Here is a 25,402-nt window from a genome sequence, read left to right as displayed (position 1 = left end):
AAAAAGCATGAAGTAATGATATAAGTCTTCTGACCACCACTCAGGGATAGAATCTGGCGTAATTCTTTTCCTTGTATCCTTCTACCCACTTGAACTTGCGCTGCAAGGTCGCCGTGTACACCTTGGTCCAGTCAAGCTCGACATAGTTGAGCCACGCCCTCATGACGCGGGGGTCGATGTAGTTGCGCAAAGAAGTTCCAAGGTTATAGTCGCGGGTCTCCTGCTGAAGCTTCAATTGCATTTTCAACTTGGCAAGCCGCTCCTTCAGGCGCTTTTCCTGGATCTCTGTCTTCCAGTTTGCTGCCGTCACCTGCTTTTCAAGCTCGGCTATCGCCTCCTTCCTCTTTGCAATGGATTCTTCAAACTTTTCTGCGGCTTTTTTTGCCGCCGGGTTCTTTGGGTCGACTCCCTTTTTGTGGTTGCACTCTATTGCCGCTTTAAGGTTTGCGGACTTTGCTACGTACACCTTGTCTGACTCTTGCGAGTTCCTGTCCACCTTGATAGGCGGGTTGACAAGCGCCTGCTGCACCACCTTTGTTGCGATGCACGTCCTGAACACCTTGGCCGTCAGGCCCGGCATCACGGTCTGGAAGAACGCGTTTACCTTGCGAGAGTTGATGTCGTCAAATATCTGCTGGTCAGGTTTCTTGTCCTTCATGAAGCTGCGCAGGTTGTCGTAGAGCGCCCTCGTGTCGTCAGAGTTGACCTCAAGCGTCTTTTGCCACGGCACGCTGTCCTTGCCGAGGAAGTTGAACTCGATGTACTGCTTGCCGTTTGCCTGCGGGAACTTTATGTGCTCGACCCGGAGCGTGCTTGCGCCCACCGTGTCGGCCTCGTCGGGGTCCTTTTCGTCTCCGACCCTCATGGCAAGCTTGAAGATGAGATACGCGGCTGTGGCGGCCCTGTCGTTTGAGCCCTTCATCTTGCGCATTATCTCCTTTTCGACCTTGCCAAGCTGCTGCGCCAGCTTTAGCGCCTTGTCGTACTTGGCCTTGTCGTTTCCCTGCCGCAGTTCCGAAGAATCATGGAGCCATACGTATTTGCGCTTTTCAGTGAGGTTTTCCATCCAGGTCGCAAGCCACGTAGACGTGTGGTCGTGGACGATTTCCTTCCACTCGCCTTCTGGCACCGGCGCGTCCTCGCCAAGGTTCAGCGTGACATCCTGCGGCCTGACGCGGGGCTTCCACCGGCCACGGAGCGGGTGCTGGCCCCTGCCCATGAACAGGCCCGGCGGCTCGACAAGCCAGTTGGCAATGTCTACCTCCTGGCCGTCGACTATTGCCTTGCCGTACAGCGCCTTTAGGCGCTCCCGCTCGGCTTTCTTTGCTTCTGCCATCTTTTTCTTTTCCTCCCTTGGCAGGTTCTTTATGCGCTCTTTTTCGCGCTCTTTTATCGCCTTTTCCTCGTCGGCAAGCCTGTATGCCTGCGAGAAATCAAAGTCGGAAATTTTCAGGTCCATCTTCCTGAACTTTTCAGGGAGCATCGGCTTTAGGTCAAGCAAAAAGTTGGACTGGAACACGGGGTCCTGCACGTAGTGCGTGTCCTTCTTTTTCGCCCACGCGTACACAAGCTCCTCTTGGTCCGTGTTGAGCGCGATCTTTTCTCCCATTATGGAAATGGTTATGCCCCTTGGCTGGTGCTCGGGAGGAAAGGCGACGCCCCTGTGGACAAGCGAACTCCACCTTATGCGCACCTGCGGCTGTGGTGCTGCTGCAGCGACCTCTTCCATGTGTAATTTATTGAAGAAGCGCGCTTATCTATTCTTAAACGTTTACCTAAACCAGGGCACGGTCGCCCTGTATTTCCTCGTCATCCCCTATTTTGGTTGCCTCGCCTTCCACCGCGCGGTTCATGACCTCGATGGCGGCCGCCTTGTGCAGGTATTCGTTGTTGTTGCCGCACCTGTACGAGTAGGTGCACCTGGGACAGCCGCTCTCGCTCGTGCATGGGCATTCTGACAGTATGCGGAGCGCCCTGCCAAGCGCCTTGTCCAGCCGGTCATACAGCACCTTGCTTGCGCCGTTTCCGCCAATGCTTCCGTCGTACACGAATATGAGGCCTGACGACCCAAGCGAGATGCCGCCAAGGTCCTGCGACGCGCCCCCCGTTATCATGGCGCTCCCCTCTATTATGACGTGCTCTGACGCGTGGAACGCGCTCATTTCCACGTACTCTTCGTCATCCGCCTTTGACATCGTCTCTTCCGGCCTTGGCGCGCGGAACACAAACCCTTTAGTAAAAAATTCGTATTCGAGCGGCTGGTCAAACATCACCTTTGTCTTGCCCTGTGCCGCTTCCTGGCCTATCTCGACGTTGGCGTAGCCAAGCACTCTCTTTTGTATCTTCAAAGAGCAGTATGCGACTTCGATTCCAAACACCTTCTTTCGCTCGTGCACTTCAAGTATCGACGGCCACTCGTCGGTGAGCGCCTTGGTGTAGTACGGATAGTCGTACGGTATTGCTTCTAGTTCCGCGTACGGCTGCCTGTCGCGCTCAAAGTGCAAAGCTTTGACGCGGTAGCGCCTGCCTGCAAGAAAGTAGATGGCGTCCTGGTGCAGCTCTTCAAGTGCCTGCGGTAGCGACCTGTCGCCGATTATTTTGCCTGCAAGCTTGATGTCGACCCTGCTTCCAATCCCGCGTATGCTGTAGCTGTTTAAAACTGCCATCGCCTTTTTGAAATCGGGCACAAAGCGCTCTTTTTCGAGGCTCAAAAGCCCCCTTGAGACGAGCTTTTGCACGGTGTCCCACGCGCCTTTTGACTCGGCCATCGATACGGGCCTGTCGCACGCCATAGCCAATATTTGAAACTCTTTTACAAACGGGTTTTCCGGGTCGGTGTAAGCAAATTCCTGGTCGGACAGGTAATCGTCGGGGTGCGACTTGTAGTACTGGCTTATGGGGTCGTTTCCAAGCGCCAAAAACGCGTACCCCTCCTGGCCCCTACGCGCGGCCCTTCCTATCCTCTGCACGAGGCGGTTGACGGGGACGATGTTTGAGACGATGGCGTCGACGTCGCCAATGTCAATCCCAAGTTCCAGAGTAGGGGTGGCAGATATCGCGGACAGCTTGCCGGACTTGAACATCTCCTCCACGCCTGCCCTTGCAGACGCAGTCAGGCCGGCCCTGTGCACCCTTATCGACACGCCCTGCCTTGCCGCGTAAAACGCCAGCAGTTCGGAGCCAAGGTGTGAGTTTGAAAACGCAATTGTCCTGTGTTTGCCCTTTGCTGCTGCTTCCTTTAAAATGTCAAGTGCAAGGGAGCGGTGCGACCGCAGGGACGGAAATATTATTGCAAGGTTGACCCTGCCCCGCCTTCCCCTTCCCTTGATTGCCTGCATCTCCCTGCCAAAGAGCGCCTTGCAAAAGTCAGCCGCGTTTGGAAGCGTTGCAGACGCGGCGGCTATCTGCATCTTGCTGCTAGCAAGCCGCTCTAGCCTTGCGATGATGTGGTGCACGTTTGCCCCAAAGACGCCGGTGTAGACGTGCGCCTCGTCAACTACAAGGAACTTGGCCGTCCTTAACGCTCTTGAGAATTTCGTCCTGTGCATCATGTGGTAGTGTATGACGTCAAAGTTGGTGACGATGATGTCAGGCGGAGATTCAAGGACCCTTGCGCGCTCTGTGTCTGGTGTGTCGCCGTCAAGGACAGCCGCGCGCACGCCAAGTGGCTCGGCAAGCTCGGTTATCTTGGGCATCTGGTCGCGGCCAAGGGCCTTTGTCGGGTACACGAAAATCGCCATTATCTTTCCGCGCTCGCCAGCACGGAGCGACCCAAAGCGCGAGACTTCCTCCGCTATCTTTTGCAGGATGGGTATGCAAAAAGCCTCCGTCTTGCCGGAGGCGGTGGGCGCCGTGATGACGACGTCGTTTCCCTGCAGGATCTTTTTTATGGCCTCCTCCTGGAATTTGTACAATTTTTCAATGCCCTTTGCCTTTAGGACGCTGATAATGCCCTCGTCGACTGGCATACTATTGACGTCATTCCCGTACTCCGGCGGTGGCTCCTCAAGTGACCTGAAATCAACTACATAGTCCCGGTCAGAGCGCAGCACCTCTTCTAAAAGCGGGTCCTTGCCTTCCAGCCCTGCAAGAAACGCGTCTATCTCCTTCTTTGGCCTGATTATCTTCTCTTGCTCCATCAAGAGCCGGAGGTCGTCGGTCGTGGCCGCTCCGCCGCCGTCTTCGCACTTGTCAAGGAACTCCAGGTACGACTCGTCGGTGCTTGTGGAAGACTGTACAATTGCGCAGATCTTGCACCTTGCGCACCGGAACATCAGCCGCCCGTCAAATATCCTGTCTGCGCCCACCGAATGGGGCGAGCTGCATTTCGGGCAGCGATAGCTGCTGTTGTTTGCCACGCCTGCGTCTTGTTGCTCCTGGCTAAATTGCCTTCCGCTATATACAATAATAACATCCCGCATCTCTGCTGCAATTTGTCAGGGCTTGGGAGCCAGTACTGGCCTGAAGTCATTGAAGTGCTACGCTCCATAGTCCCGGTGTACAACAAGGTCAACCGCGTGATTTCGCTTGGCAAGGACGAGGAATACCGCCACCATGCGATAAAGGGGAGGGTTATGCCAGAAAACCTCGTGCTTGACGCCGGCTCGGGCTTTGGCAACATGTCAAGGGTCGCTCTTGCAGAAGCAGGCGGAAACGCAAGGATTGTGATGTACGACCCGCTGCCAGAGATGCTTGCAAACACGCGCACGTTTTTTGCAGGCGCGTACAGGCCGTCGCTTTCATCGGGCATATTTGAGCACATGCCGTTTCAGGACGACACTTTTGACGCGGTCCTGTGCGGCTATTCGCTCCGGGACGCAATCGACCTGAGAAAGGCAATAGCCGAGATGCACCGCGTCCTTGTGCCGGGAGGCCGGCTCATAATCGTCGACCTTGGCAAGCCGGACGGCGCATTCAAGCGCTGGATGGTCGCCACCTACCTGAAGCACTTCCTTGGGATTTTTGCGTACATGGCCGCCGGCAAGCCAGGGCTGAAATTTACGACGCTGTACGGCACGTTTCTGCGGTGGCCAAAAAATTCAGAGCTTGAAGCGATGCTTGCCGAGAAATTTTCAAAGGTGGTTTTTGACAAGGGAATGCTGGACGGCGCCATCATGGTGGCCGCCTACAAATAATAACGCGGCGGTGATCGCCCAAATGAAGCCAATCCTCTTTGTCGCAGCCTGCGCCGCAATCGTGGGCATTGCGTACGGGATGCACTCGCCGATAGTGCCGGTGTTTGCCAAGGAGGAGCTTGGCGCCAACTTTTCCGAGGTGGGAGTCATCGGCCTTGCCAACTATTTGCCATACATGGTGGTGCCGCTCTTTGGCGGGATGCTGCTTGACAGGACCAACAAGGCATACCTGCTCATTCTGGGCGTTTCGCTAAACGCCTTTGCGATATTCATGCTGTCAGAGGTCACATCTGTGGCTGGCGCGACTGCGTTCCGGGGCCTCTCCGGGATTGCCCACGCGTTTTTCTGGCCGTCGGCCGAGGCGATAATATCCACTACCGCGCCTTCCGACAAGCGCGTCAAGTGGATAGCGCTCTTTACGGCAGCATGGGTGGGAGGCTTTATGACCGGACCTCTGATTGGAAAGGTGGTCCTGGAGCATTTCGATTACCGCGTCCTGTTTGAGCTATCGGCGCTGGCGATATCGCTTGCGCTTGTCCCCTCGTTTTTCTTGCTTAGGCACGGCCGGCCCGTACAGGTCGAAAGGCACAGGCTTCTCCGGCTTGGCGACTTGAAGCACGAAGTGGCATCGATGCCTACGGTAAGCGCCGTCGTGCTCTATTACGCCGTCACGTTTGGCGTCCTGATAGCGATATACCCTGCGTACATGAAGGCCGCGTCCATCACCGACCAGAATATCGAGCTCTTGTTTTTCGTGTTTGGGATGGCCCGGTTTGCGACCCTGCCGTTTGTACGGCTCATGGCAGGCAGGGGCAGGGCCGCGCTTGCCGCAGCCGTTGCGGTGATGGCCGCCAGCATGGCTATCTCGTTTGCCTTTGCGTCGGTGTGGTCGTTTGCAATAGCGCTCGTGCTTGCCGGCGTCGCAACCAGCATATTCTATCCTGTCACGTTCAATTTCGTGACCAAGAACGCGCCGGTGGAAAAGATGGGGACCAAGCTTGGAATCTACGAGGCGCTCTTTGGCGCAGGGTGGACCGTGGGGCCCGTGGGGGTCGGCCTGTCGTCAGACGCGTTTGGTCCTGCAAGCCCTTACCTTGCGTTTTCGGTGATAGGTGCAGCCTTGGCAGGCGCAATAATGGTAACCATCAGGAAAAACAACAATAGCTCATAGCACGCGTACCTTGCGGCCTTCCACCTTCAGGCGCCCTTCTGCAAACAGCCTGACAGCCTCCTGGTATGCCTGGTGCTCCTGCTCCAGTATCCTTGCGCTCAGCGTCTCTTCGGTGTCGCCTTCCATCACCGGCACCGTCCTCTGCAGTATGACAGGGCCCGAGTCGACGCCTTCGTCCACGAAATGCACCGTGCACCCTGATACTTTTACTCCATAGTCTACTGCCTGCCTCTGCGCGTGCAGGCCGGGAAAAGACGGCAGGAGCGCGGGGTGGATGTTCAGTATCCGCATCTTGAAATGCCTGACAAACTCGGGGCTGATTATGCGCATAAACCCTGCAAGGCACACAAGGCCGTTCTCCGGCGTGACGCCCGCTTCCTCAAGGGCGGCGACCAGTTTTTTGTCATAGTCCCATCCCTTCAGTCCTTCTGATGGTATGACCTTTGTAGGTACGCCGTACTTTTCCGATGCAGTCTTTAACCCTGCTGCATCGGGCTTGTTTGAAATTACGATTCGCGGCCTGGCGCTTGGTATCCTCCCCGCCTTTATCGCTGCCAGAATGGCGTCCATATTGCTTCCCCTGCCGGAGATGAGTATGCCGAGGTTAGTCGTCAAGCAAATATGCGTCGGCGCGGCCCATTCTTAAACGTCTCTAGATAAATGTTAAAATAGCAATTCAATCTAGGCATGACAGCTCGGGATGCCTTCTTCGATATTTCACGGCAAGTCGGGAATAACTGTGCGCCAGAAGGATGGCACCACAATTGCGCTTGACCCGTCGCGCGCATCGGACTGCGACTATGCGTTTGTCTCCCACGCCCACATCGACCACATGCACAGAAAGGGCAAGAAAAGCAAATCCCGCCTCATTGTCTCAAAAGAAACGTCGCTTCTTGCAGGGGCAAGGGGCTACAGCATCGAAGGCGAAGAAGAACACGACGGCTTTACGCTTGTCGACACGGGCCACATACTTGGCTCACGCGGACTTTTGATAAACGACAAGGACGTCTATTACACCGGCGACCTTTCGATTCGCGAGCGGGCGTTCATGAAGCCGGCGAAGATGCCTCACGCAAGCACGCTGATAATCGAGTCCACTTTTGGCCGGCCCGGCTACAAGTTTCCCGCAGTCGAAGAAGTCACGCACAGGACCAACAAGGTCATATCTGAAATGTATGACATGGGGATACCTGTCATCCTGATGGGGTACGCACTTGGCAAGGCGCAATTGCTGACCAAGCTGTTTGGCCACTGGGACCCAGTGTACGTCCATGATTCAGTTGCCAAGATGAACTCTGTGTACCTGGACCTTGGCGTCGACCTGAAAAACGCGATCTCGCACACCGAGGCAGAAGAGCGCGGCCTCCTCTCAAAGAGCAAGCCGTGGATAATGGTTGCCCCTTTGATGTCAGGGAGAAGCGCGTTCGTACAGGAAATGAAGCGCAAGTACGGCGCAGTCACGGTCGGCTTTTCCGGATGGGCCCTTGACGCGGGCTACCGCTACAGGATGGGCCTTGACTATGCGTTTCCAATGAGCGACCACTGCGACTACTCGGAGCTTGTACAAGCCGTCAAGGCGTGCGCCCCTGACAAGGTCTATACTTTTCACGGCTTTGCAGAAGAGTTTGCCACGTCTTTGAAAAAGATGGGCTTTGACGCAGAACCTGTAGAAAACAACGATGATGATGAAAAGAAGAGCAAGAGAGGAGCGACGGTATCGCTCGACTCTTTTTCGTAGCTACTTGCGTGCCTGGTCGCGGAAGTAGGGGATGACCTTCTTGCCAAACATCTCGATGTTCTTAAAGTAGCCGTCTCCCCAGAACCTGATGATAAAGTGGTTCGTGCCTGCCTTGATAAAGCGCTCCAGCATCTCTATCACGTCATCGGGTGAACCGACGCCTATGGCGGTGCGGGCGACGCTGTCTGGGATCTGCAATGCTGCCTTTTTCATCGCCTCCATCAGTTCCGGCTTGTCCATCGTGTATTCTGTGAAATACTTGCGAAAGTCAAACTCGGACGACTGGGGGATGTTGTGCACTTTTAGCAGCTCCGGCTTGTAGAGGCTGACCTTTACTGCATTTTTCATCTTGTTCCATGCCTCCTCGCCGTCTTCGGAGAAGTAAATGTCGACGTCGTTTGCAAACTGGAAGCCTGAAAGGTCGCGGCCGAGCCTCTTTGCGTGATCCTTGATGATGCTGGCGTGCGCCTTGAACAATTCTGGCGTGTAGCCGATCGGGATCCATCCGTCGCCGTACGTGGCGCACAGCTCAAGCGTCTTTGGCGCGCCTGCGGCAATGTACACGGGCGGCCTTGGCTTTCTGACGCTTGCAGCCTGCAGGCAGGCGTTTACGAGCTTGTAGTACTGGCCCTCGTAGTTGACGCGGTTGTCCGGGTCTGACTCGAAGAGCTTTTCAATGACTTCAAGCTGCTCCCTGAATTTCGTGACCGGCTTGGAAAACTCGATTCCAAAGTCGACGACGTTCTGGGCCTCGCCGGCGCCGATGCCAAGCACGCCCCTGCCGTTTGTTATCCTGTCAAGCGTAATCGTCGACAGCGCTATTGCGGACGGGTGCCTGCGTATTGCGTCGGTGACGCACGTCCCAAGCTCGACGTTTCTTGTCACCGCGCCTATCGCTGCAAGCATGAGCCAGGCGTCGTTTACCACTGCGTTCTTCCACTGCGGCACGTTAGAGTGGTCCATCGCCCACACCGAGTCATAGTCCAGCCTGTCTGCCATCTGCGCTGCTGTGAGGATCTGGGTCTCGTCAAGGCCAAGCCTTGCAACGTTGAGACCCTGCGTAAAACCAAACTTTATTCTCAATTAGCAAGAGCCTCCATCGGGGCCCCTCGCCTCATTCCCAGAAACCATTTGACATACAAATCAAACCGGGGGCTTATTTAAGTATTTGAAGGCGCAATGCGAAATTTTCAAAATCGAGCATGATTTTCGGTATTCTGCAAACATTTGCTCGATTATTCGCTTTTCTGCTTGTGTCAAAATAATATGTGCAGTGTGTCAATACTGCTTGAACTGCGGCATCAAAACGCTATCCGGCTACCTGACATTACTGACATGATTGCAAGCGAAGCCGACGACGAGAACTTTATGAAGATTGTTGACGACCTCGTAGTCAGCGCCGAGGGAGATCCCGAGCTTGCAGAAGGCCTGAAATGGATAGACATGCAGTCGCGCAGAAACGGCGTCACGTTCTACGAGATGGCGCTTATCATCCTGAAAAAGCACATGGCAGAGCGCAGGGCAAGAGAGTGGATGAAGGCAAGGTCTGTTGCCGGCAACTAGGCGACCTGCTGCTGTTGTTTGCGCTCTGAAAGCGGGACGTACTCGCAGCCCATAGGGCCGCAGTACCGGCCGATGTACACTGCCTTTGGCCGGTAGAGCGCCGGCTTGGGTGCCGCCTCTGCAAACTTTTCCTCGATGACGTGCGACGCCCAGCCTGATATCCTGGATATTGCAAATATCGGTGTGTTGAGGTCCATCGGGATTCCCATGCTGTAGTATATTGAGGCGCTGTAGAGGTCCACGTTTGGATAGATTGCCTGTCCTTTGTTTTCAAGCATCCATTTCTTTGTCGCCTTTTCGGCACGCTCGGTTATCTCGAACCACTTGTTGTTCTTTTCCTTTGAAATCGCCTTTGAGAGCCTTGAGAGGATGTCGGCGCGGGGATCCGTGGTGCGGTACACTGCGTGGCCCATGCCCATTATTCTGCCTCCCGACGACAGGCGGCTTGCAACCCATTTTTCCACGTTTGCCGGGTCGCCTATCTCTAAAAGCATCTTCATGACCTGCACGTTTGCGCCGCCGTGCAGTTCGCCGGACAGCGCGCCCACCGCGCCGCTTATTGCCGCGTACATGCTGGCCCTCGTAGACGATATCTCGCGTGCCGCAAAAGTGGATGCGTTAAAGCTGTGCTCGGCGTGCAGTATGAAGCAGATGTCCATCACCTTGGCCTCCTCAGCCGACGGCTCGACGCCTCTCAGCATGTAGAGGAAATTGGCTGCGTGAGAGCCCTCTTCCATCGGGTCGACCACGTGCTGGCCGGTCCGTACGCGGTTCCATGCCGCAACGATTGAGGGGATCTTTGCAATGAGCGTAATGGCGCGCCTCGTGTGCGCCTCCTTTGAGAAATCATCGATGTTGAGGTCATAGTCTGCAAGCTCGGCAACGCACGACTGGAGCACGTCCATCGGTTGCGCCCTCTTGGGACGGTTTTTCATGCTCTTTATCATCGGCTCGGGTATGCCGCGCGCCTCGCGCAGCCTGCGGCCAAAGTCTGTCAGCTGCTCCGGGCTTGGGAGCTCGCCAAAAAGCAGGAGGTAAGACGTTTCTTCAAAGGTGGAATGGTTTACAAGGTCAAGTATGTCAAATCCGCGGTAAATCAGCTTCCCGTTCTCGCCGTCAATTGAGCATATCTTGGTATCGGCGACCTCGATGTTGCGCAGGCCGATGTTTCGTGCATCCAATACGAGTGAGCTCTCGCAACTTTTCTATATTAAGCATTATGGTTCCCCTTGGTTTTCACGCTTGGACTTGTCGCTAGTTTTTATTTTTATTTCAATAATCGTCAAGATTAGCTATAGTATCTAGCAATAGCCTTTGAACGGCAGATATTTTTGTGCGTGCGTATGTGGCTTTAATATACCGCCGTAGCGCATTCTGAAATATCCGGTAACTAACATGGCCTACTCTAGCGCGTTGTACTATGTGGCAGCCGCTGCCACCGCCATAGCTGGCGTGTTGCACCTTACCCTTGGTCCTGGCAGCCTGGAGTTCAACGCTGCAGGCGGCATCCTGTTCGTCGTAGGGGGAATCGCGCAGGTGTTCTGGATAATACCTGTGGTGAGAAGGTGGGGCAGGCCGTGGTATTACACAGGCATTGCAGGGACGCTGGTGCTTATTGCGTTATGGGCCATAACCAGGATGCCGGGCAACCCGATTACAGGAAGAGGAGGCCCCGTCAACCCGATAGCCATAGCCATCGAAGTCTCTCAGGCGGCCTTTGTCGGGCTCTTGGCTGCAATTCTGGTTTATGAAATCCGCAAACAGGTCGTTGACTACAGGGCTGCGCCTGCAGAGAAGAAAAACAACAATCAGCTCTTGGCTCTTGTCGGGGTCGTTGCGGCAATAATACTGGCAGGATCGTTTGTACCAATGTCGATGGGTCGCCCAATGGGGCCGACAAGTCAGCCCGGCAGCGCCTCCCAACCTGTCGCTGCTGTACAAAAATGCACCCTGACTCCGTCGCTGATTGAAGTCGAAGACACGCCGCAGCAGATAGAAGGCCCGTACTTTGTCGATGAAAAGCTGGAACGCTCTGACATCCGGCCGGACCCGTCCGACGGCTCGGTCCAAGACGGCGTCCCGCTGCGACTTTTGCTTAATGTCTATGACGTTGACAATGGCTCCTGCATCCCTCTCCGCAACGCGCAGGTAGACATTTGGCAGACAAACTCCCAAGGGCTTTACTCTGACATTGCAAGCATTGGCACTGAAGGGAAAAAGTTCCTCCGGGGATACCAGCTGACTGACGGTAACGGCACGGTCCGGTTCACCACCGTCTACCCCGGCTGGTACGAGGGCAGGGCTCTGCACATCCACGTCAAGGTCCGCACCTTTGAGGGTTCTGCAAAGACGTTCGAGTGGACGTCGCAGTTTTACCTTGACGACTCTGTTTCAGACAAGATAGAAGCGCAGGCCCCGTACAGCGACCACGGTCCCCGCCCCCTCAAAAACAATCAGGACTTTATCTACACCGGACCGTCAACTGACGGCATGCTGCAAAGCAACACGGGCTCCCACCTGATGCTCAACCTTACAAAAGACAATGGGCCGGGCTACCTTGGCACGTTTAACATCGGCGTAGAGGCAAACCGATCCTAGACTATTTCACAATCTATCGTTGCCAAAAAAGTTTAGATGGGCATCATCGTGTCGATGAGCCTTGCGTTTGTTATCTGGCCATCGTCCTGGTTTATCAGGAGGTCGACCGTGTACTGCATCCCCTTCAGCAGGAAAGTAACATTTGCGTCCCAGCCCTCCTGTTTATGCTCGTTTGGGAACGGCAATAGCACCCTTATCTTCAGGTCCTTGACCTCTGGCCCGTAGAGGGCCTCGATGGCGCGGCTTGCTGCTTTTTCGACGTCTTTTTGATTCCTTACAGGAGTCATGGCTCTTTTATCTACTTACTAAGTATATAAATATTCACATTCGGCTGCCGAACTCTAAAAGAGGTTGTAGAGTCTTGACATTGAAAGGCTCTTTGCCGGCTCGCTTGCCGCCACCTTGCCGTCCACCCTTACCTCGTACGTCTCTGGGTCGACGTCTATCTTTGGCGCAAGGTCGTTGTACAGCATGTCGCGCTTGCCGATTTTGCGGCAGTTTTTCACGGGCAACAGCTTTTTCTTCAGTCCAAGTTTTTTGCGGACGCCGTTTCTGATTGCCAGCTTTGACGTGAACGTAAACGACGTGGAATATTTTGCCGCGCCCATCGACCCAAACATCGGCCTGTAATAGACAGGCTCTGGAGTCGGTATCGACGCGCTTGGGTCGCCCATGAGCGAATACGCGATAAACCCTCCCTTTACCACCATCTTTGGCTTTACCCCAAAGAACTGCGGCGTCCAGATGACAATGTCTGCTATCTTGCCATTTTCAAGCGAGCCGACGTAGGAAGAGATGCCGTGGGCTATCGCCGGGTTTATCGTGAGCTTTGCCAGGTATCTCTTTGCGCGCAGGTTGTCGTTGTTTCCCTTTTCGCCTTTCAGCCTGCCGGCCATCTTTTTCATCTTGTCTGCAGTCTGCCACGCCCTTGACGTGACCTCTCCCACCCTGCCCATCGCCTGGCTGTCTGACGAATACATGGAAAGCGCGCCAATGTCGTGCAGGACATCTTCTGCCGCTATGGTCTCGGCGCGTATTCGGGATTCAGCAAACGCAACATCCTCTGGTATCGAGGGGTTCAGGTGGTGGCACACCATCATCATGTCAAGGTGCTCTTCAAGCGTGTTTGCGGTAAATGGCCTTGTCGGGTTTGTCGACGACGGCAGTATGTTGTTCTCGCCGGCAATTTTTAAAATGTCCGGCGCATGGCCTCCGCCGGCTCCCTCCGTGTGGTACGTGTGGATGGTGCGCCCAGCTATTGCTTCAATCGTGTCGTCCACAAAGCCGCACTCGTTGAGCGTGTCGGTGTGGATTGCCACCTGCGTGTCTGTCCTGTCTGCGACTTGGAGCGCGGCGTCAATTGCTGCCGGCGTAGAGCCCCAATCTTCGTGAAGTTTCAGCCCGCAGGCGCCAGCCGCTATCTGCTCGATGAGCGCCGGCTCGCGCGAGTCGTTTCCCTTGCCAAGGAGCCCAAAGTTCAGCGGGAGCTCGTCGAGTGCTTCAAGCATCCTGTGGATATTCCATGGCCCCGGCGTGCACGTTGTCGCGTTTGTGCCGTCTGCGGGGCCCGTGCCTCCGCCTATCATCGTAGTCGTGCCGGCGCATATTGCCTCTGTTGCCTGCTGGGGTGAGATAAAGTGAATGTGCGTGTCAATCGTGCCGGGCGTGCATATCGTATGCTCGCCGGCGATTACTTCAGTAGCCGAGGAAACTATCATGTCGACGTTGTCCATGACGTCCGGGTTGCCAGCCTTGCCAATTCCAGCTATCTTGCCGTTCTTTATCCCGATGTCTGCCTTTACGATTCCAAGCACCGGGTCCATCACTATCGCGTTTGTTATGACAAGGTCGAGCGCCTGCCTGCTTGTTATCCCGCTTGCCTGGCCAGCCCCGTCGCGGACGCTTTTTCCGCCGCCAAACATCAGCTCGTCGCCGGGAAAAAGCAGGTCCCTTTCAACCTCTATTATCAGGTCAGTGTCCGCAAGCCTCACCTTGTCGCCTTTGGTAGGACCGTACAGGTCGACGTACTGCCTGCGCGGGATTTCAAGCGTCAGGCGCCCGCAAACCCCCTTGCCCTTGCTTTTGCCAATGCCTCTTTCTTTTTTGCCGCCGACAGTTTGCCGTTAACAAGGCCGGAAAAGCCATGCACTATTTTCCTGCCCCCGTACTCTACAAGCTCGACTTCTCGCGTATCGCCGGGCTCAAAGCGCAGCGACGTCCCTGCCGGGATGTTCAGGTGAAACCCGTACGCCTTTTCCCGCGGGAACGAGAGCGCCTTGTTTACCTCGAAAAAGTGCGTGTGCGAGCCAACCTGCACCGGCCTGCTGCCTGTGTTGCTCACGCTGACCCTGGTTGTTCTCCTGCCGGGGTTTGCCATCACCAGCTTGTCTGAAATGATGAAATATTCTCCCGGCATCAGAAAGAGATCACTCACACTATGGGGTTGTGCACGGTCACTAGTTTCGTGCCGTCGTCAAACGTCGCCTCCACCTGCACCTGCTTGACAAGCTCTGGAACGCCGGGGAGCACATCCTGCCTTGAAAGCACCTGCCTGCCCGATCTCATCAGCTCTGGCACCGACCTGCCGTCGCGCGCCCCTTCTACAATGTGGTCGGAAATGAGCGCCACTGTCTCCGGGTAGTTCAGCTTTAGTCCCCTTGCACGCCTTTTTCGCGCCACCTCTGCCGCCATGAAAATGTACAGCTTGTCTATCTCTCGTGGAGCAAACATCATTTCAATTACAAATTACTATAGAACATGTATTTATGATTGGTGTCGTTTTATGCGTAAACTACTTGCGCGTTTGCGCGCACGGTTTCGTATTATACAGACCGGCGAGAACTGCATAAATACAAAGAAGCGTCAGACAAACACCAGAGAGACATGCCACCACTTGGTTTTGCCATCGTTGTCGTCGGATCAAGTGACTGCTGCAGGAGCATGATGTACATTCTATGATGGCCGCGCAGACAAAAAACCAGCAGCAACAGCGGCTGTTTGGAGAAGGGGTAAAAAGGACAAGCGGAGGCGAAGCGCGCAGGTACAACATGCTTGCCGCTAGGCTCATCTCGGAGATGGTCAAGGGGCTGCTTGGACCTTGTGGCATGGACAAGGTATTTGTTGACATCATGGGCGAGGTGACGCTGACAAAAGACGGGGCGACACTTTTGCGCAAGATCGATGTCGAGCATCCTGCCGCAAAGGTGCTCATCGAGGCTTCAAACGCGGTTGACAATGCGGTGGGCGACGGAACGACTTCGGTGGTCGTCCTTGCAGGCGCTCTTGTGGCAAATGCCGAGGAGCTGCTAGAGCTTGGCGTCCTTCCGTCGACTATTTCTGACGGCTACCGCCGGGCCCTTGCCACTGCGACGAATGCCCTTTTGTCAAACGCGGTAAAGTACACAAATTCTGACAGAAAGACGATGGAGCGCCTTGCCATGACGTGCATGGAATCAAAGGCTATATCGTCCTGCATGGAAAAGGAGCGAATCGCAAAACTTGTGGTTGACGCAATAATGGCAGTTTGCAACCCTGCATCCGCCAAGGTGGAAATCGACGACGTCAAGGTGGAGCAAAAGCCCGGCAGCGTACAAGACACGCAGCTTGTCGCCGGCGTCGTCATCGACAAGACGGTCGACAGCTCGGCCATGCCCAAGTCCGTTGAAAACGCCAAAGTCCTCCTTATCGATTACGACCTTGACAAAAAGAACACGCGCACCGACGCGGAAATAGGGATCACAATTCCAGCGCAGATCAGGGCATACCTTGACGAGCAGGCGTTTGAGCTGCGAAAGAAGGTGCAAGCCGTAATCGATTCGGGCGCAAACGTAGTGATATCGCGCGGGGGCATCAACACCCTTGCGCAGACCATGCTTGCGCACGCCGGCATCATGTCTGTACGCAGGGTAAAAGAAAACGACCTGTGGTGGCTGGAAAAAGCCACGGGCGCAAAAATAACGAGGGACCTTGACAGCATTTCGCAGTCGGACCTTGGCTTTGCAGGCAGGGTCTGTGAAAGGTTTGTAGGAGATGACAGGATGGTCTTTGTGGAGGAGTGCAGAAACCCCCGCTCTGTCACGATACTTTTGCGCGCCGGCTCTGCCAAGGTGCTTGACGAGTTCCACCGCTCCATCCTTGACGCGCTAAACGTCTTGCGCGACTTTGTCGCAAGTCCCCTAGTGGTTGCAGGCGGGGGCGCTGCAGAGGCCCTTGCCGCAAGGGCGGTGAGGGAAAGCGCCAGGACTGTGGAGGGCAGGGAGCAGCTTGCAATCCTGAAATTTGCAGACGCGCTCGAAGAGATCCCGCTGACAATTGCTGCAAACGCCGGCATGGACGTCATTGACGCACAGGCTCAGCTGCGCGCTGCCGGCGCCAAGGACGGAAAAGGCTGGTGCGGCGTAAACGCTTTCTCACGCAGGGTGCAGGACGACATGCTTGCGCTTGGCGTCATAGAACCGCTTGCAGTCAAGGAGCAGGTAATGAATACGGCGGCTGAGGTTGCCGACTTGCTCTTGCGCGTTGATGACGTGGTGATGGCCAAGCCTGCCTACTATACCCACACCCACTCTGACGGCACAACCCACTCGCACCGCGGAGGCAAGCAGGCACACGACCACTTTGACAAGCTGGGCAGGCAGCAGCGCCCGATGCACCACTACTATTGAGACACGTTATTTTTTCTAGCTTCTTTTGGAACCTTCCTTGCAGAATCGATGCTGCCCGGCATCTTGATAAAGACGTATTTTTCATCGCTGTATGCGCCCGTCCCTGCTACCTCTTTTCTTTGCAAGCTTGACGATAACCGGCTTGGGCGCCATGCAATTGCAGATGTACTGTACTCAGTAATAAATTTTAGATAAAAAGTATTACTCTTTTTAAACTTTAAAATTGCTCAAGACTATATCAACCATGCATATCCTTGCCAAAGCGCCATTCGCACAGCCACCGGAAAAAAGAGCCCGTCGACCGCATAAGCATGTCCCTTTCGCCGGACCTGCTGTCCGAATTTGACAGGTCGATGAAGAAGGCCGGGTTTTCAGACAGGTCCAAGGCCATACAGGCCGCCCTGCACTCGTTCATAGCCCAGTATGACTGGGACAAGGGCGAGGACAGCCGAAACGGCGCAGGCGCAATAATGATGCTGTACGACAACCACGCGTACAACCACGATTCCGAGTCCACGCACGTACAGCACCATTACAGCGACATCATCAGCGCCTCGACGCATCTGCACCTTGACCACGACAACTGCCTAGAGACTGTGATGGTGAGGGGCGAAATAAGGCGGATAAAGGAGCTTGCCAAAAAGCTGTCGGAAAGCCGCGGGATAAAAAGCCTGAAAGTGCATTTTGTTTCAGTCGTCTGAATATACGTATATACGAGCATTTAGCCGATGTCGGCAGAAAGCTCGTATGTATTCTACGCATCCGTTTCCAAGCAAGCTTTAGCACTTTACAGATAATGATGGCATATTTTTATACATGCGACCGAATTACAATGTATGCGATCAGTATTACTAGGATGTAAAACAGTAATACGCCTGGTTGGAGGATGTTGCCGCAATTGGTAGAAGGCGACATTGCAACGTTCGTCGCAGTCTCTATCCCTACCATGGTGTTGCTCGGCCTGCGCCATGCGCTTGACGCGGATCACATTACCGCTATTGACAACATGGTAAGGCTTCACAACGCATCGCGCAAGTCAAGGTGGGTGGGGGCCGGCTTTAGCGTAGGCCACATGATATCCGTGCTGGCCGAGATGGTGTTTATCATATTCGTCATAGGCGGCATCGCCGGCGCCGACGTGCTGGCTTTCTGGGGAGGGATCATCGGAGCAGCGGCTCTTGGGACCATAGGAGCTATAAACATCTATGCCATGAAAAAATGGGGCAAGACCGGCTCTGCGATCCTTGCAAGCAAGGTGCTGGCAAGGACCGGCTCGTACAACCCGTTCGTGTCGTCGCTTGTCACGGGAATGGTATTCGGCCTTGGCTTTGACACTGCAACGCAGATTTCGGCAATCACGCTGTCGGCAGTGGCGTCTGCGACGCTTGGCGTACAGGTGGCCCTGACCCTTGCAGGGTTCTTTGCGCTTGGCATGATCCCCTTGGATACGCTTGACAGCATACTGCTGCGCTCGGCGCTGTCGCGTATATTTGACACAAAGGGGTTCAGGTACATGTCCTACGCCCTGAGTGGGGCCGCGATGGCTGTTGCCGCATTGGCAACGTACGAGAACCTCACCGGCGCAGAGATAATCCCGGAGCTGGCCGGGCCCGTGCTGGCAGGCGTGATAATAGCCGGCTCGTTTGGCTATTCGTTTGCCGCCCGAAGAAAGGCAGGCCGCGCGGACTTGATCATGCAAAAAGAAGACAAGACGACCGACCCGCACCACTCGCACAACTGAGTCGCTGTATGTCTGTCAAATGGACACAGACACACACTCTCTCTTTTTCCTTTAACACAAGAAAACAAAAAACAACTTGGCTACAGCTAGCTACCGCTTGAATTGTTGGCCATTACGTAGCTTGAAACGGACATGGGCTCTTGCAAAGTTATCCACTCCCTTTTCCCGTCGACTATGGCGTCAAACGTAATAGTCCGTAAAGTCTCCGGGACGCCTATCATGACTTGGTCCGAGGAAAGGAGCGAATTGGCGTCTTTTTCGATCTCGGCCGCCTTTTTCTTGGCGCGCACCTGTGTTGCCACGAAATACGCGTACAGCAAAAACGCCTCGTTCACGTTCAGCTTCAAGTTCCTGTCCATCTTGTCCTTTACCATCTCTATGGAATGCTTCAGGATAAGTTCGTCAGTCGAATCAATGTATTGAAAAAACTTGGCAAGGGGAGCCGCGTCGGGCTCGCCCTTTGCAACCGCCTTGATGTAGATCATCTGCTACCTCTTTATCTTTGGGCCGTAGGCCAAGGGCGGCCTCTTTGGCACCTTGGCCTTTGGGCCGTTGCCAAAGTCGTACGTGTGGCCCTTGCCGCGGTAGAACTTGGGCCTCACCGGGCTCCCCTCGGTCTTGCCCTTCTTTGTCAGCGACAATCCTGCAAGCAGTTCAACTATGAGCCTGTTGGCAAGGCCAGACGTGATGCCTCCGTTGTACGAGCTGCCGTCGCTTACGTCATAGTTGGGCGCGACTTCGACCAGGTCAAACGCAAACCTGTCCGGATCAAACGACGTCGAAAGCAGGCGCATGAGGCGCATTCCCTCCCTTGACGTCAGGCCGTTTGGCTCCGGCTCGCCTGTTCCCGGCGCGTACGCGGGGTCAAACGTGTCAATGTCCCAGCTGATATAGACTGCGTCGACGTTGTCGTTTGCCCTGTCTGCCGCCTCTTTTGCTATCTTGTCTATTCCCAGCTCCTCCACGTCAAGCATCGTGAACCACTGAAAGTCCTGGTCGGCCATCCACTTGTACAGGTCCGGCCCGGGCCAGTAACCCCTCGGGCCGATGAGCGTGTAGTTTTTGCCCTTTAGGCACCCAAGCTCCATTATCCTGCGGATGTGGGCGCCGTGGTCGTACTTGAAGCCCGTCAACCCTTGCGGCGCGCAGTCTGCGTGGGTGTCGATGTGGATCATGCCGATGTTCTTGTACTTTTTTGCAAAGGCGCGCACGTTGGCAAACGTAATTGAATGATCTCCGCCAAGCATCACCGGGATGCCGTCGATGTCAAGCACTTCCTTGACCTTCTCCGTCATGCGCCTGTGCGACTCTACCACGTCACCGGGCGATATGTTGACGTCGCCATAGTCTACAGACCTGAACACGCCAAACGGGTCGACGCCTGTCTCTATGTTAAAGTGCTCGTACGGCGGGGACGGGACGGTCGAGGCCGCGCGGATTGCCCTTGGGCCGTACCTCGCCCCCGGGCGGATGGTGGTGCCAAAGTCAAACGGCTCTCCTATGATGGCCACGTCCGGCCTGACTTTTTCCAGCTCTGCCTTGCTCTTGAGCCAGGGCAGCTTCAGGAAGGTTGGTATGCCTACAAAAATCGGCTCGTCATTTCCCTTGTACGAATCACCGTAGAATTCCATTCCCATGCCTTTTCAGCACCTATAAGTAATTAGTAAGTATTTCTTAAATATTGCTAAGTAATCTACGTGCCGCTTTTTGCGCACGCGCCTGCCAAAGAACGTAATCTACGTGTCTCTCTGCACGTGCCCTGAAAGGATGCTCCTTGCATAGTCGGTGACGTCAAGGCCGCTCTCCTCTGCCTTTGCGTTGAGCTTTTCCCACAGCTGCTTGTCGGATTTCCTCCTCGGGTCAAACACGATGCGAATCGTCAGCAGACCCCTTGGCGCCCCGCGCTTTACGCCTGCCTGCGCCATCTCTTCCTGCAGCCTGCCCTCCTGTGCCGCAGCTACCAGTTTCTCTTGCACGGTCTTTGGCTTTCTTGCTATCCTGATGGCCTCGTACGACGTTATCCTGCCCTGCTCGATGTTGTCCTGCAGCACCTGCGGCAATGACAATATGCTGAGCCACTCGCTTACCGTGCTCTTTGGCAGGCCGTACTTTGCCGCAACGCCCGTGATGCCTGCCTTGGTGGTGTCAACAAGCCTCTTGACCATCCTGGCCTTTTCAAGCGGCGACAGGTCCTTGCGAATAAGGTTCTCAAAAAGCGACGCAGCCTCTGCTTCTGCGCCCTCCAGTTCAGTGACGACCGCCGGTATCTGCGTCTCGCCCTTGGCGCTGAGCGCAAAAAAGCGCCTGCGCCCTATCAGCAGCTTGTAGCGCCTGCTCTTGTCGTCAAAGCGAACCACGACCGGCTGCAGCAGGTCAAACTTTGACAAATGTTCTTTGATGAGCCTGTCCTTGTCGTCCTCCCCAAAAGAGTGGTCCTTTCTGACGTTTTCTTCTGCTATGTCTATCATGTTGACAGGGATGTTCTTGACCTGCATCGCAAAAGTATTAGTAATCTACGTATATTTATAAATTATCCCGCAAAACGCCTGCAATAATGGACGTTCCGGCGGTTTTTCCCGACAAGCTGTAGTCTACGCATCATGCTGCGAGGCTGGATACGTAGTTTACAGTTTTTATCTCAATGCTTATATCGTTCGCAGGCACCCTTGAAGCATGAAAGGAGGAAGCACGTCCCGGGTGGTCCGAGCGACTGCCGGCGCGGACAAGACTTTGATGAAGACTACCTTCCTTAGCTATTATATTTCCATGTACAACACGGTGAATGAAAAGGTTGGCTATCCTAACGCTCCAGTCACCGTAGACGAGATCTATGACTTTCTTCAGGACCTGAAGCATGAAGCAGGCGAACCTATCCCTGACATCGCCAAAGAGGACATCAGTTTTTCCTTCTATGTTCTAAAGATGCTTGGCATCTGCAAGTGCGCCTAGTCGCGTAGATGCGTACGTGTTCGACAGTCGAACCTTTTATCTTAGCAAATCTTATATATTTACTAAATATATAAGATAAGGGTATGGCTGGGCTGGATGGGTTTGGAATAGCTATTGCGGCATTTCTTGTGCTGTCGCTTGTCGTCGGCACGCTGACATCGAGGCTTGTAAAGAAAAGCAGCAAGAGGTACATGGTCGCCGGAAAAAGTCTCCCACTGTTTTTCGTGGGGACGATGCTTGCCGCCCAGTCGATTGACGGCAACTCGTCGCTTGGCAACGTGTCCTTGGTATACCAGTTTGGGTTCTGGGCCGGCGCGGCGATCCCGATTGGCCTTGGCGTATGCCTCATACTTACGGGGACTGTTTACGGCAAGAGGCTGAACAAGATGGCTCTCTTGACGCTGCCTGACTTTTACTACCGGCGCTTTGGCAACGGCGCCGAGGGCATCTCCGGCGTGCTCATGATGATAAGTTTCATCGTGCTTGTCGCCGGCAACTTTGCGGCGAGTGGTTTTATCCTGCAATCTGTCTTTGGGATCGACCTTTTCTGGGGGATGCTAATCGCCGCGCTGATAGTCCTAGTATACACGTACGCAGGCGGCCTCTTTTCGTCTGCCTATACTGACATTTTCCAGATATATCTTGCAATAGGGGCGTTCTGGGCTGCGTTCCTGTTTTTTGCGGGCGGCTTTTACGGCGTCGACTTTGGGACCATCCTTGGCAACGCGCCGCCTGCATACCTTGACTTGTCAGGGCTTGTCGACCCAGCAAACGGCGCGTACGTCAACTGGGCAAGCATAATGGCGCTTGGCCTTGGCGACATTGTGGCGCTTGACTTTATGGAGCGCGTCTTTGCGGCAAGGGATGGCAGGACTGCGCAGCGCGGGGCGTTCATGGGCGCCGGCCTCACCCTGTTTACTGTCATACCGACCAGCATGATGGGCATAATCGCGCTCTTTGTCCTTCCAAACATCGCAGACCCGTTCACCGCGTACCCGGAGCTTGCGATAAACCACATGCCGTTTCCAATAGGGGCCGCGCTCATGATGGGCGTGCTTGGCGCGTCAATGTCGACAGCCAACGGCGGGCTCCTTGCCATATCGTCAGTCATGTCAAGAAACATCATCCAGCGCGACATCCTGCGCAGGATGCTCAAGCGCCCCGGCATGGAGGACAAGAAACTGCTCATGACAACGCGCCTCTTTACCATTCCGATGATGGTTGCGGCGTTTATCCTTGGATACCTGCTCCCGCAGCCGGGAATCTATCTAGTGCTTGCGTTTGACATTGTGTTTGCCGGAGCGTGGGCCCCGCTCACGCTTGGGCTGTTCTGGAAAAAGGCCAACATGCCTGCCGCGATCACGTCGCTCATCGTGGGCTCTTCCATCCGGCTCTTGCTGTTCTTGACCATGCCTCCAGACCTTGCAGGCCTGGACACGATGATACCTCCGCCAATATCGTTTGCGGCGTTTGTCATAGTCGCGCTTGCCACGCAGAAAAGGTACCCCGGCGCGCAGAGGCACGGCGTCATCGAATACGTCCCGCCAGAAGAAGACGTCGTCAAGGGCGAGGACCTGAAGGGCTACATGGAGCCCGTGGGGAGGTAAGAGAAAGACGGGCTCCAAAACCTCTTCTTTTTATAAAAAGAAGGTTATTTAACTGCCAGAGGGCTTGAATCTTTTATATGCCTAGCCAAGGATACGCCACGATAGGCCTAAAGCCGGCCATCCTGGCAAAGCTGCAGCAGATAACAGACGAGTACTATCCAGGCATGTTCCTCCCCAGCGCCCTCATCATCCTGATGAACGAGATAAAGCGCGGCTATTACACAGTGGATACGTGCGCCATAAGGGAGGATTTTGGCGGCCGCTACACGTCGCTTACCATCAGGTCAGACGTCAAGGCGTGGCTTGATGAAAACTATGAAAAATACAAAGAGGAATACAACCGCCGATACCGCGCAAACAGCTTTACCCAGTTTGCCAGCTACTTTATGCTCAACATGTTTGAGTCAAAGGCCAAGTCGCAGAATTTCATCGTCAAGCTGAAAGAGTCGGATTTCCGGTGGCTGGAGGAAGAGTACCAAAAGCGCAAGCAAGAGTACCGCCAGAAATATTCCGTGTTCACGTTTGACCAGTTTGCCGACGTTTTTCTAAGGCAGCTGCTCGACAGGGTCAGCGAGGCCAAGCGCATGCTGACCTTGTAGCAAAAATGCACATATGCGTCCGTAGTTTACAAATTCTCCCTGATGATGCAAGTTGCAATAAATATGCTGTTTGCAAGCTTGTAGCGTGATAATTCTTGTATCTTGCAAATAATAATGCAGAATTTCTGTAGCATAATATTTGTGGTTTTCTATATTATCATACAATCATGGTTTATATGCAAACAATTGTCATAGAATCTTGCATATATGTTCGAGGAAGCGATCACAGTTGCAGCGATAATAGGGGGAAGCGCCGCTGCCGTCTGGTACGCAAAGAGCAAGTTCCAGCCGGGCATAGAGCGCGACCTTGAAAGGATTGAAAGCGCCACGTACGAAAGGCCGGAATCCCTGCACAGGGCGCACAATAACAACAATAACAATCAGCAGTAGCTTTTTTTCCTGCATCATCTTTTTCATTTCTACGCAACGGCAACATTGAAAAGCAAGCGTCGCCTATCTGTGTGATGCTCTTTAGCAGCGCCAGGCCGCTCAACGACGTTTCGCAGGTAAAATCCGAGATCAAAAAAATAATCGCGCGGCAAAAGCGCGGAAGCAAAGACGACCTGTCGGCCTTTCAAGGCGAAATTGACGAGCTAGTGTCCGCGTTGGCTGAATTTTATCCCGAGTGGAAAAAACTTCCTGCAGTGTTTAGGGTCACAAGAGTCAAAAACAATGCAAACATTGCTGCTGTATACAAAGAAAACCTGCTGCTTCCCGACGTCAAGCATGACCTTGAACTGGTACTGAAAATGTTGAATCACATGCGCAAGGGAAAAGGCCTGCCGGAAGTAAAGGTGCCGCTGTTTGTGCAGCCTGATGAAATAACCCTCGCGCAAAAGGAAGGAAAAAGCGACGTTGCGCCTGGCGAGATTATATCGCAGATGGCAGTCGTGTTCCAAAAGGGCGCGGTGATGTGGATTGGCTTTGTGTTTGGACGCGATTATGTGCTATTGCAAGGCCGATGATGAAGATGATGATGTCATACGTAATCTACGACTAAACAGGCAAGGCTTTTCTAGGCGATCTCAAAATAATGATCATGACCGGCTCGGAGGTCTCGGTGAAAAAGATTCTTGTTCCCGTTGACGGGTCGCCTGTTTCTAACAAAGCGGCGCAGTACGCAATGCACCTGGCCAAGATGGAAGGCGCCAAGCTGGTCATAATGCACGTCGTTGAAAACGTCAAGCAGGGGGGCGCCATAGGACTCCAGGCCCGGTACGGAAACGTCCGGCTCGTCGAGGGTTTTCAAAGAGCCAGAATAAAGTCCGCCGAAGAATGGATGTCCAAGATAATGGACAATGCCGCCGGCCAAGGCATCAGCGCCAAGACTGAAATACTGTCTGACGACGGCACCCACGAAGTGGGCGTGATAACAGAATATGCCAAGAAAAATGGCGCGGATCTCATCGTCATGGGCTCAAGGGGCCAGTCCACGTTCAAGAAACTTTTGGTTGGGAGCGTCACTAACGCCGTGATAAACCATTCGCCGTGCCCTGTCCTTGTCGTGCGCTAGTCTCTTTTTTCATTTTATGCCTGATGATTTTGTCTTTTGCAGCAGCACACGCCATAGCCGCCCCATTCTCGTCTTTTTCTCTGATTGCCATAGGCAATTGCCGATCTTATCCGTAAACTACTTT

At 54.4% G+C, this 25,402-nt stretch carries 27 protein-coding genes; 14 read left to right on the top strand and 13 right to left on the bottom strand.

All coding sequences use genetic code 11. The features are described 5' to 3' along the window. Nucleotides 1–40: 40 nt before the first annotated feature. Both NTE_RS13245 and NTE_RS13240 read right to left on the bottom strand, forming a co-directional pair. Nucleotides 41–1,729: a DNA topoisomerase I gene (locus NTE_RS13245; RefSeq protein WP_226987022.1), complete on the bottom strand. Its 1,689-nt coding sequence runs from the start codon at nucleotides 1,727–1,729 to the stop codon at nucleotides 41–43. Nucleotides 1,730–1,775: 46 nt separating this feature from the next. After that, the gene (locus NTE_RS13240) at nucleotides 1,776–4,358 is read right to left on the bottom strand and encodes a DEAD/DEAH box helicase (RefSeq protein WP_226987021.1); all 2,583 of its coding nucleotides are present in this window, start codon (nucleotides 4,356–4,358) and stop codon (nucleotides 1,776–1,778) included. Nucleotides 4,359–4,385: 27 nt separating this feature from the next. Between NTE_RS13240 and NTE_RS13235 the strand changes: the two genes are divergently transcribed. Further along, entirely contained in the window at nucleotides 4,386–5,135 is a 750-nt protein-coding gene (locus NTE_RS13235; protein WP_226987020.1) for a class I SAM-dependent methyltransferase, read from the top strand. Then, entirely contained in the window at nucleotides 5,086–6,306 is a 1,221-nt protein-coding gene (locus NTE_RS13230) for an MFS transporter (RefSeq protein WP_226987019.1), read from the top strand. The genes NTE_RS13235 and NTE_RS13230 overlap by 50 nt, the downstream gene beginning before the upstream one ends. Here NTE_RS13230 and purN read toward each other — a convergent pair. Next, on the bottom strand, nucleotides 6,301–6,921 hold the full coding sequence (gene purN / locus NTE_RS13225; RefSeq protein ID WP_148701443.1) for a phosphoribosylglycinamide formyltransferase: 621 nt from the start codon (nucleotides 6,919–6,921) through the stop codon (nucleotides 6,301–6,303). The genes NTE_RS13230 and purN overlap by 6 nt on opposite strands. An 85-nt stretch (nucleotides 6,922–7,006) precedes the next feature. Between purN and NTE_RS13220 the strand changes: the two genes are divergently transcribed. Then, nucleotides 7,007–8,044: an exonuclease gene (locus tag NTE_RS13220; protein ID WP_148701442.1), complete on the top strand. Its 1,038-nt coding sequence runs from the start codon at nucleotides 7,007–7,009 to the stop codon at nucleotides 8,042–8,044. On the opposite strand, the gene NTE_RS13215 is transcribed toward NTE_RS13220, so the two are convergent. Beyond that, entirely contained in the window at nucleotides 8,045–9,127 is a 1,083-nt protein-coding gene (locus NTE_RS13215; protein WP_148701441.1) for an LLM class flavin-dependent oxidoreductase, read from the bottom strand. Between the two features lie 252 nt (nucleotides 9,128–9,379). Here NTE_RS13215 and NTE_RS13210 point away from each other — a divergent pair, with 252 nt between their 5' ends. Next, nucleotides 9,380–9,607: a hypothetical protein gene (locus NTE_RS13210; protein ID WP_148701440.1), complete on the top strand. Its 228-nt coding sequence runs from the start codon at nucleotides 9,380–9,382 to the stop codon at nucleotides 9,605–9,607. Here the strand turns inward: NTE_RS13210 and NTE_RS13205 are convergent. Continuing rightward, nucleotides 9,604–10,788 (bottom strand): citrate/2-methylcitrate synthase, encoded by a 1,185-nt coding sequence (locus tag NTE_RS13205; protein ID WP_148701439.1) that lies wholly within the window; start codon nucleotides 10,786–10,788, stop codon nucleotides 9,604–9,606. The genes NTE_RS13210 and NTE_RS13205 overlap by 4 nt on opposite strands. Before the next feature lie 214 nt (nucleotides 10,789–11,002). Here NTE_RS13205 and NTE_RS17185 point away from each other — a divergent pair, with 214 nt between their 5' ends. Beyond that, nucleotides 11,003–12,205: a DUF7475 family protein gene (locus NTE_RS17185; protein WP_226987018.1), complete on the top strand. Its 1,203-nt coding sequence runs from the start codon at nucleotides 11,003–11,005 to the stop codon at nucleotides 12,203–12,205. Between the two features lie 32 nt (nucleotides 12,206–12,237). Here NTE_RS17185 and NTE_RS13195 read toward each other — a convergent pair whose 3' ends face one another. The 4 genes from NTE_RS13195 to NTE_RS13180 are packed head-to-tail and all read right to left on the bottom strand — an operon-like array spanning nucleotide 12,238 to nucleotide 14,938. After that, nucleotides 12,238–12,492, bottom strand: coding sequence for a hypothetical protein (locus NTE_RS13195; RefSeq protein ID WP_148701438.1), 255 nt, complete (start codon nucleotides 12,490–12,492; stop codon nucleotides 12,238–12,240). A gap of 54 nt (nucleotides 12,493–12,546) precedes the next feature. Next, nucleotides 12,547–14,259 (bottom strand): urease subunit alpha, encoded by a 1,713-nt coding sequence (ureC, locus tag NTE_RS13190; protein WP_148701437.1) that lies wholly within the window; start codon nucleotides 14,257–14,259, stop codon nucleotides 12,547–12,549. Beyond that, a complete protein-coding gene (locus tag NTE_RS13185; protein ID WP_148702178.1) occupies nucleotides 14,256–14,624 on the bottom strand; it encodes an urease subunit beta in 369 nt (122 codons plus the stop codon). Before NTE_RS13185 ends, ureC begins: the two co-directional genes overlap by 4 nt. A gap of 11 nt (nucleotides 14,625–14,635) precedes the next feature. Next, nucleotides 14,636–14,938 (bottom strand): urease subunit gamma, encoded by a 303-nt coding sequence (locus tag NTE_RS13180; RefSeq protein WP_148701436.1) that lies wholly within the window; start codon nucleotides 14,936–14,938, stop codon nucleotides 14,636–14,638. 221 nt (nucleotides 14,939–15,159) lie between these two features. Between NTE_RS13180 and thsA the strand changes: the two genes are divergently transcribed. Further along, complete coding sequence (gene thsA, locus NTE_RS13175; RefSeq protein WP_148701435.1) at nucleotides 15,160–16,869, top strand: thermosome subunit alpha; 1,710 nt, start codon at nucleotides 15,160–15,162, stop codon at nucleotides 16,867–16,869. Here the strand turns inward: thsA and NTE_RS17390 are convergent. Then, complete coding sequence (locus tag NTE_RS17390; RefSeq protein ID WP_264357915.1) at nucleotides 16,863–16,994, bottom strand: hypothetical protein; 132 nt, start codon at nucleotides 16,992–16,994, stop codon at nucleotides 16,863–16,865. The two genes, thsA and NTE_RS17390, sit on opposite strands and share 7 nt — an antisense overlap. Before the next feature lie 129 nt (nucleotides 16,995–17,123). Here NTE_RS17390 and nikR point away from each other — a divergent pair, with 129 nt between their 5' ends. Next, the gene (gene nikR / locus NTE_RS13170; RefSeq protein ID WP_148701434.1) at nucleotides 17,124–17,570 is read left to right on the top strand and encodes a nickel-responsive transcriptional regulator NikR; all 447 of its coding nucleotides are present in this window, start codon (nucleotides 17,124–17,126) and stop codon (nucleotides 17,568–17,570) included. 197 nt (nucleotides 17,571–17,767) lie between these two features. After that, nucleotides 17,768–18,610: a HoxN/HupN/NixA family nickel/cobalt transporter gene (locus NTE_RS13165; RefSeq protein ID WP_158385567.1), complete on the top strand. Its 843-nt coding sequence runs from the start codon at nucleotides 17,768–17,770 to the stop codon at nucleotides 18,608–18,610. An 86-nt stretch (nucleotides 18,611–18,696) separates the two neighbouring features. Here NTE_RS13165 and NTE_RS13160 read toward each other — a convergent pair whose 3' ends face one another. The 3 genes from NTE_RS13160 to NTE_RS13150 all read right to left on the bottom strand — a co-directional run bounded on the left by NTE_RS13160 (nucleotide 18,697) and on the right by NTE_RS13150 (nucleotide 21,105). Continuing rightward, the gene (locus tag NTE_RS13160) at nucleotides 18,697–19,095 is read right to left on the bottom strand and encodes an urease subunit gamma (protein ID WP_148701432.1); all 399 of its coding nucleotides are present in this window, start codon (nucleotides 19,093–19,095) and stop codon (nucleotides 18,697–18,699) included. Nucleotides 19,096–19,098: 3 nt separating this feature from the next. Further along, complete coding sequence (locus tag NTE_RS13155) at nucleotides 19,099–20,247, bottom strand: agmatinase family protein (protein WP_148701431.1); 1,149 nt, start codon at nucleotides 20,245–20,247, stop codon at nucleotides 19,099–19,101. Between the two features lie 99 nt (nucleotides 20,248–20,346). After that, a complete protein-coding gene (locus NTE_RS13150; RefSeq protein WP_148701430.1) occupies nucleotides 20,347–21,105 on the bottom strand; it encodes a ParB/RepB/Spo0J family partition protein in 759 nt (252 codons plus the stop codon). A 178-nt stretch (nucleotides 21,106–21,283) separates the two neighbouring features. Between NTE_RS13150 and NTE_RS13145 the strand changes: the two genes are divergently transcribed. The 6 genes from NTE_RS13145 (at nucleotide 21,284) to NTE_RS13120 (ending at nucleotide 25,278) form a co-directional block, all read left to right on the top strand. Next, on the top strand, nucleotides 21,284–21,559 hold the full coding sequence (locus tag NTE_RS13145; protein WP_148701429.1) for a hypothetical protein: 276 nt from the start codon (nucleotides 21,284–21,286) through the stop codon (nucleotides 21,557–21,559). 83 nt (nucleotides 21,560–21,642) lie between these two features. Further along, nucleotides 21,643–23,166, top strand: coding sequence for a high affinity choline transporter 1 (locus NTE_RS13140; RefSeq protein WP_148701428.1), 1,524 nt, complete (start codon nucleotides 21,643–21,645; stop codon nucleotides 23,164–23,166). A 77-nt stretch (nucleotides 23,167–23,243) separates the two neighbouring features. Beyond that, on the top strand, nucleotides 23,244–23,765 hold the full coding sequence (locus NTE_RS13135) for a hypothetical protein (RefSeq protein ID WP_148701427.1): 522 nt from the start codon (nucleotides 23,244–23,246) through the stop codon (nucleotides 23,763–23,765). A gap of 207 nt (nucleotides 23,766–23,972) precedes the next feature. Beyond that, nucleotides 23,973–24,155: a hypothetical protein gene (locus NTE_RS13130; RefSeq protein ID WP_148701426.1), complete on the top strand. Its 183-nt coding sequence runs from the start codon at nucleotides 23,973–23,975 to the stop codon at nucleotides 24,153–24,155. A gap of 71 nt (nucleotides 24,156–24,226) precedes the next feature. Further along, entirely contained in the window at nucleotides 24,227–24,730 is a 504-nt protein-coding gene (locus NTE_RS13125) for a hypothetical protein (RefSeq protein WP_226987016.1), read from the top strand. A 74-nt stretch (nucleotides 24,731–24,804) separates the two neighbouring features. Then, nucleotides 24,805–25,278 (top strand): universal stress protein, encoded by a 474-nt coding sequence (locus tag NTE_RS13120; RefSeq protein WP_158385565.1) that lies wholly within the window; start codon nucleotides 24,805–24,807, stop codon nucleotides 25,276–25,278. The last annotated feature ends 124 nt before the right edge of the window (nucleotides 25,279–25,402 follow it).

This window comes from Candidatus Nitrososphaera evergladensis SR1 (assembly GCF_000730285.1).
In the GTDB taxonomy this organism is placed as follows: Archaea; Thermoproteota; Nitrososphaeria; order Nitrososphaerales; family Nitrososphaeraceae; genus Nitrososphaera; species Nitrososphaera evergladensis.
This window is presented reverse-complemented; position numbering and strand designations above follow the sequence as displayed.

Bases quoted from the DNA above. Each gene is read 5' to 3' on its own strand.
- NTE_RS13245 (WP_226987022.1), bottom strand. From the start codon at position 1,729: ATGGAAGAGGTCGCTGCAGCAGCACCACAGCCGCAGGTGCGCATAAGG.
- NTE_RS13220 (WP_148701442.1), top strand. From the start codon at position 7,007: ATGCCTTCTTCGATATTTCACGGCAAGTCGGGAATAACTGTGCGCCAG.
- NTE_RS13210 (WP_148701440.1), top strand. From the start codon at position 9,380: ATGATTGCAAGCGAAGCCGACGACGAGAACTTTATGAAGATTGTTGAC.
- NTE_RS17185 (WP_226987018.1), top strand. From the start codon at position 11,003: ATGGCCTACTCTAGCGCGTTGTACTATGTGGCAGCCGCTGCCACCGCC.
- NTE_RS13195 (WP_148701438.1), bottom strand. From the start codon at position 12,492: ATGACTCCTGTAAGGAATCAAAAAGACGTCGAAAAAGCAGCAAGCCGC.
- NTE_RS13180 (WP_148701436.1), bottom strand. From the start codon at position 14,938: ATGATGTTTGCTCCACGAGAGATAGACAAGCTGTACATTTTCATGGCG.
- thsA (WP_148701435.1), top strand. From the start codon at position 15,160: ATGATGGCCGCGCAGACAAAAAACCAGCAGCAACAGCGGCTGTTTGGA.
- NTE_RS13160 (WP_148701432.1), bottom strand. From the start codon at position 19,095: ATGATCTACATCAAGGCGGTTGCAAAGGGCGAGCCCGACGCGGCTCCC.
- NTE_RS13155 (WP_148701431.1), bottom strand. From the start codon at position 20,247: ATGGGAATGGAATTCTACGGTGATTCGTACAAGGGAAATGACGAGCCG.
- NTE_RS13150 (WP_148701430.1), bottom strand. From the start codon at position 21,105: ATGCAGGTCAAGAACATCCCTGTCAACATGATAGACATAGCAGAAGAA.
- NTE_RS13145 (WP_148701429.1), top strand. From the start codon at position 21,284: ATGAAAGGAGGAAGCACGTCCCGGGTGGTCCGAGCGACTGCCGGCGCG.
- NTE_RS13140 (WP_148701428.1), top strand. From the start codon at position 21,643: ATGGCTGGGCTGGATGGGTTTGGAATAGCTATTGCGGCATTTCTTGTG.
- NTE_RS13135 (WP_148701427.1), top strand. From the start codon at position 23,244: ATGCCTAGCCAAGGATACGCCACGATAGGCCTAAAGCCGGCCATCCTG.
- NTE_RS13130 (WP_148701426.1), top strand. From the start codon at position 23,973: ATGTTCGAGGAAGCGATCACAGTTGCAGCGATAATAGGGGGAAGCGCC.
- NTE_RS13120 (WP_158385565.1), top strand. From the start codon at position 24,805: ATGACCGGCTCGGAGGTCTCGGTGAAAAAGATTCTTGTTCCCGTTGAC.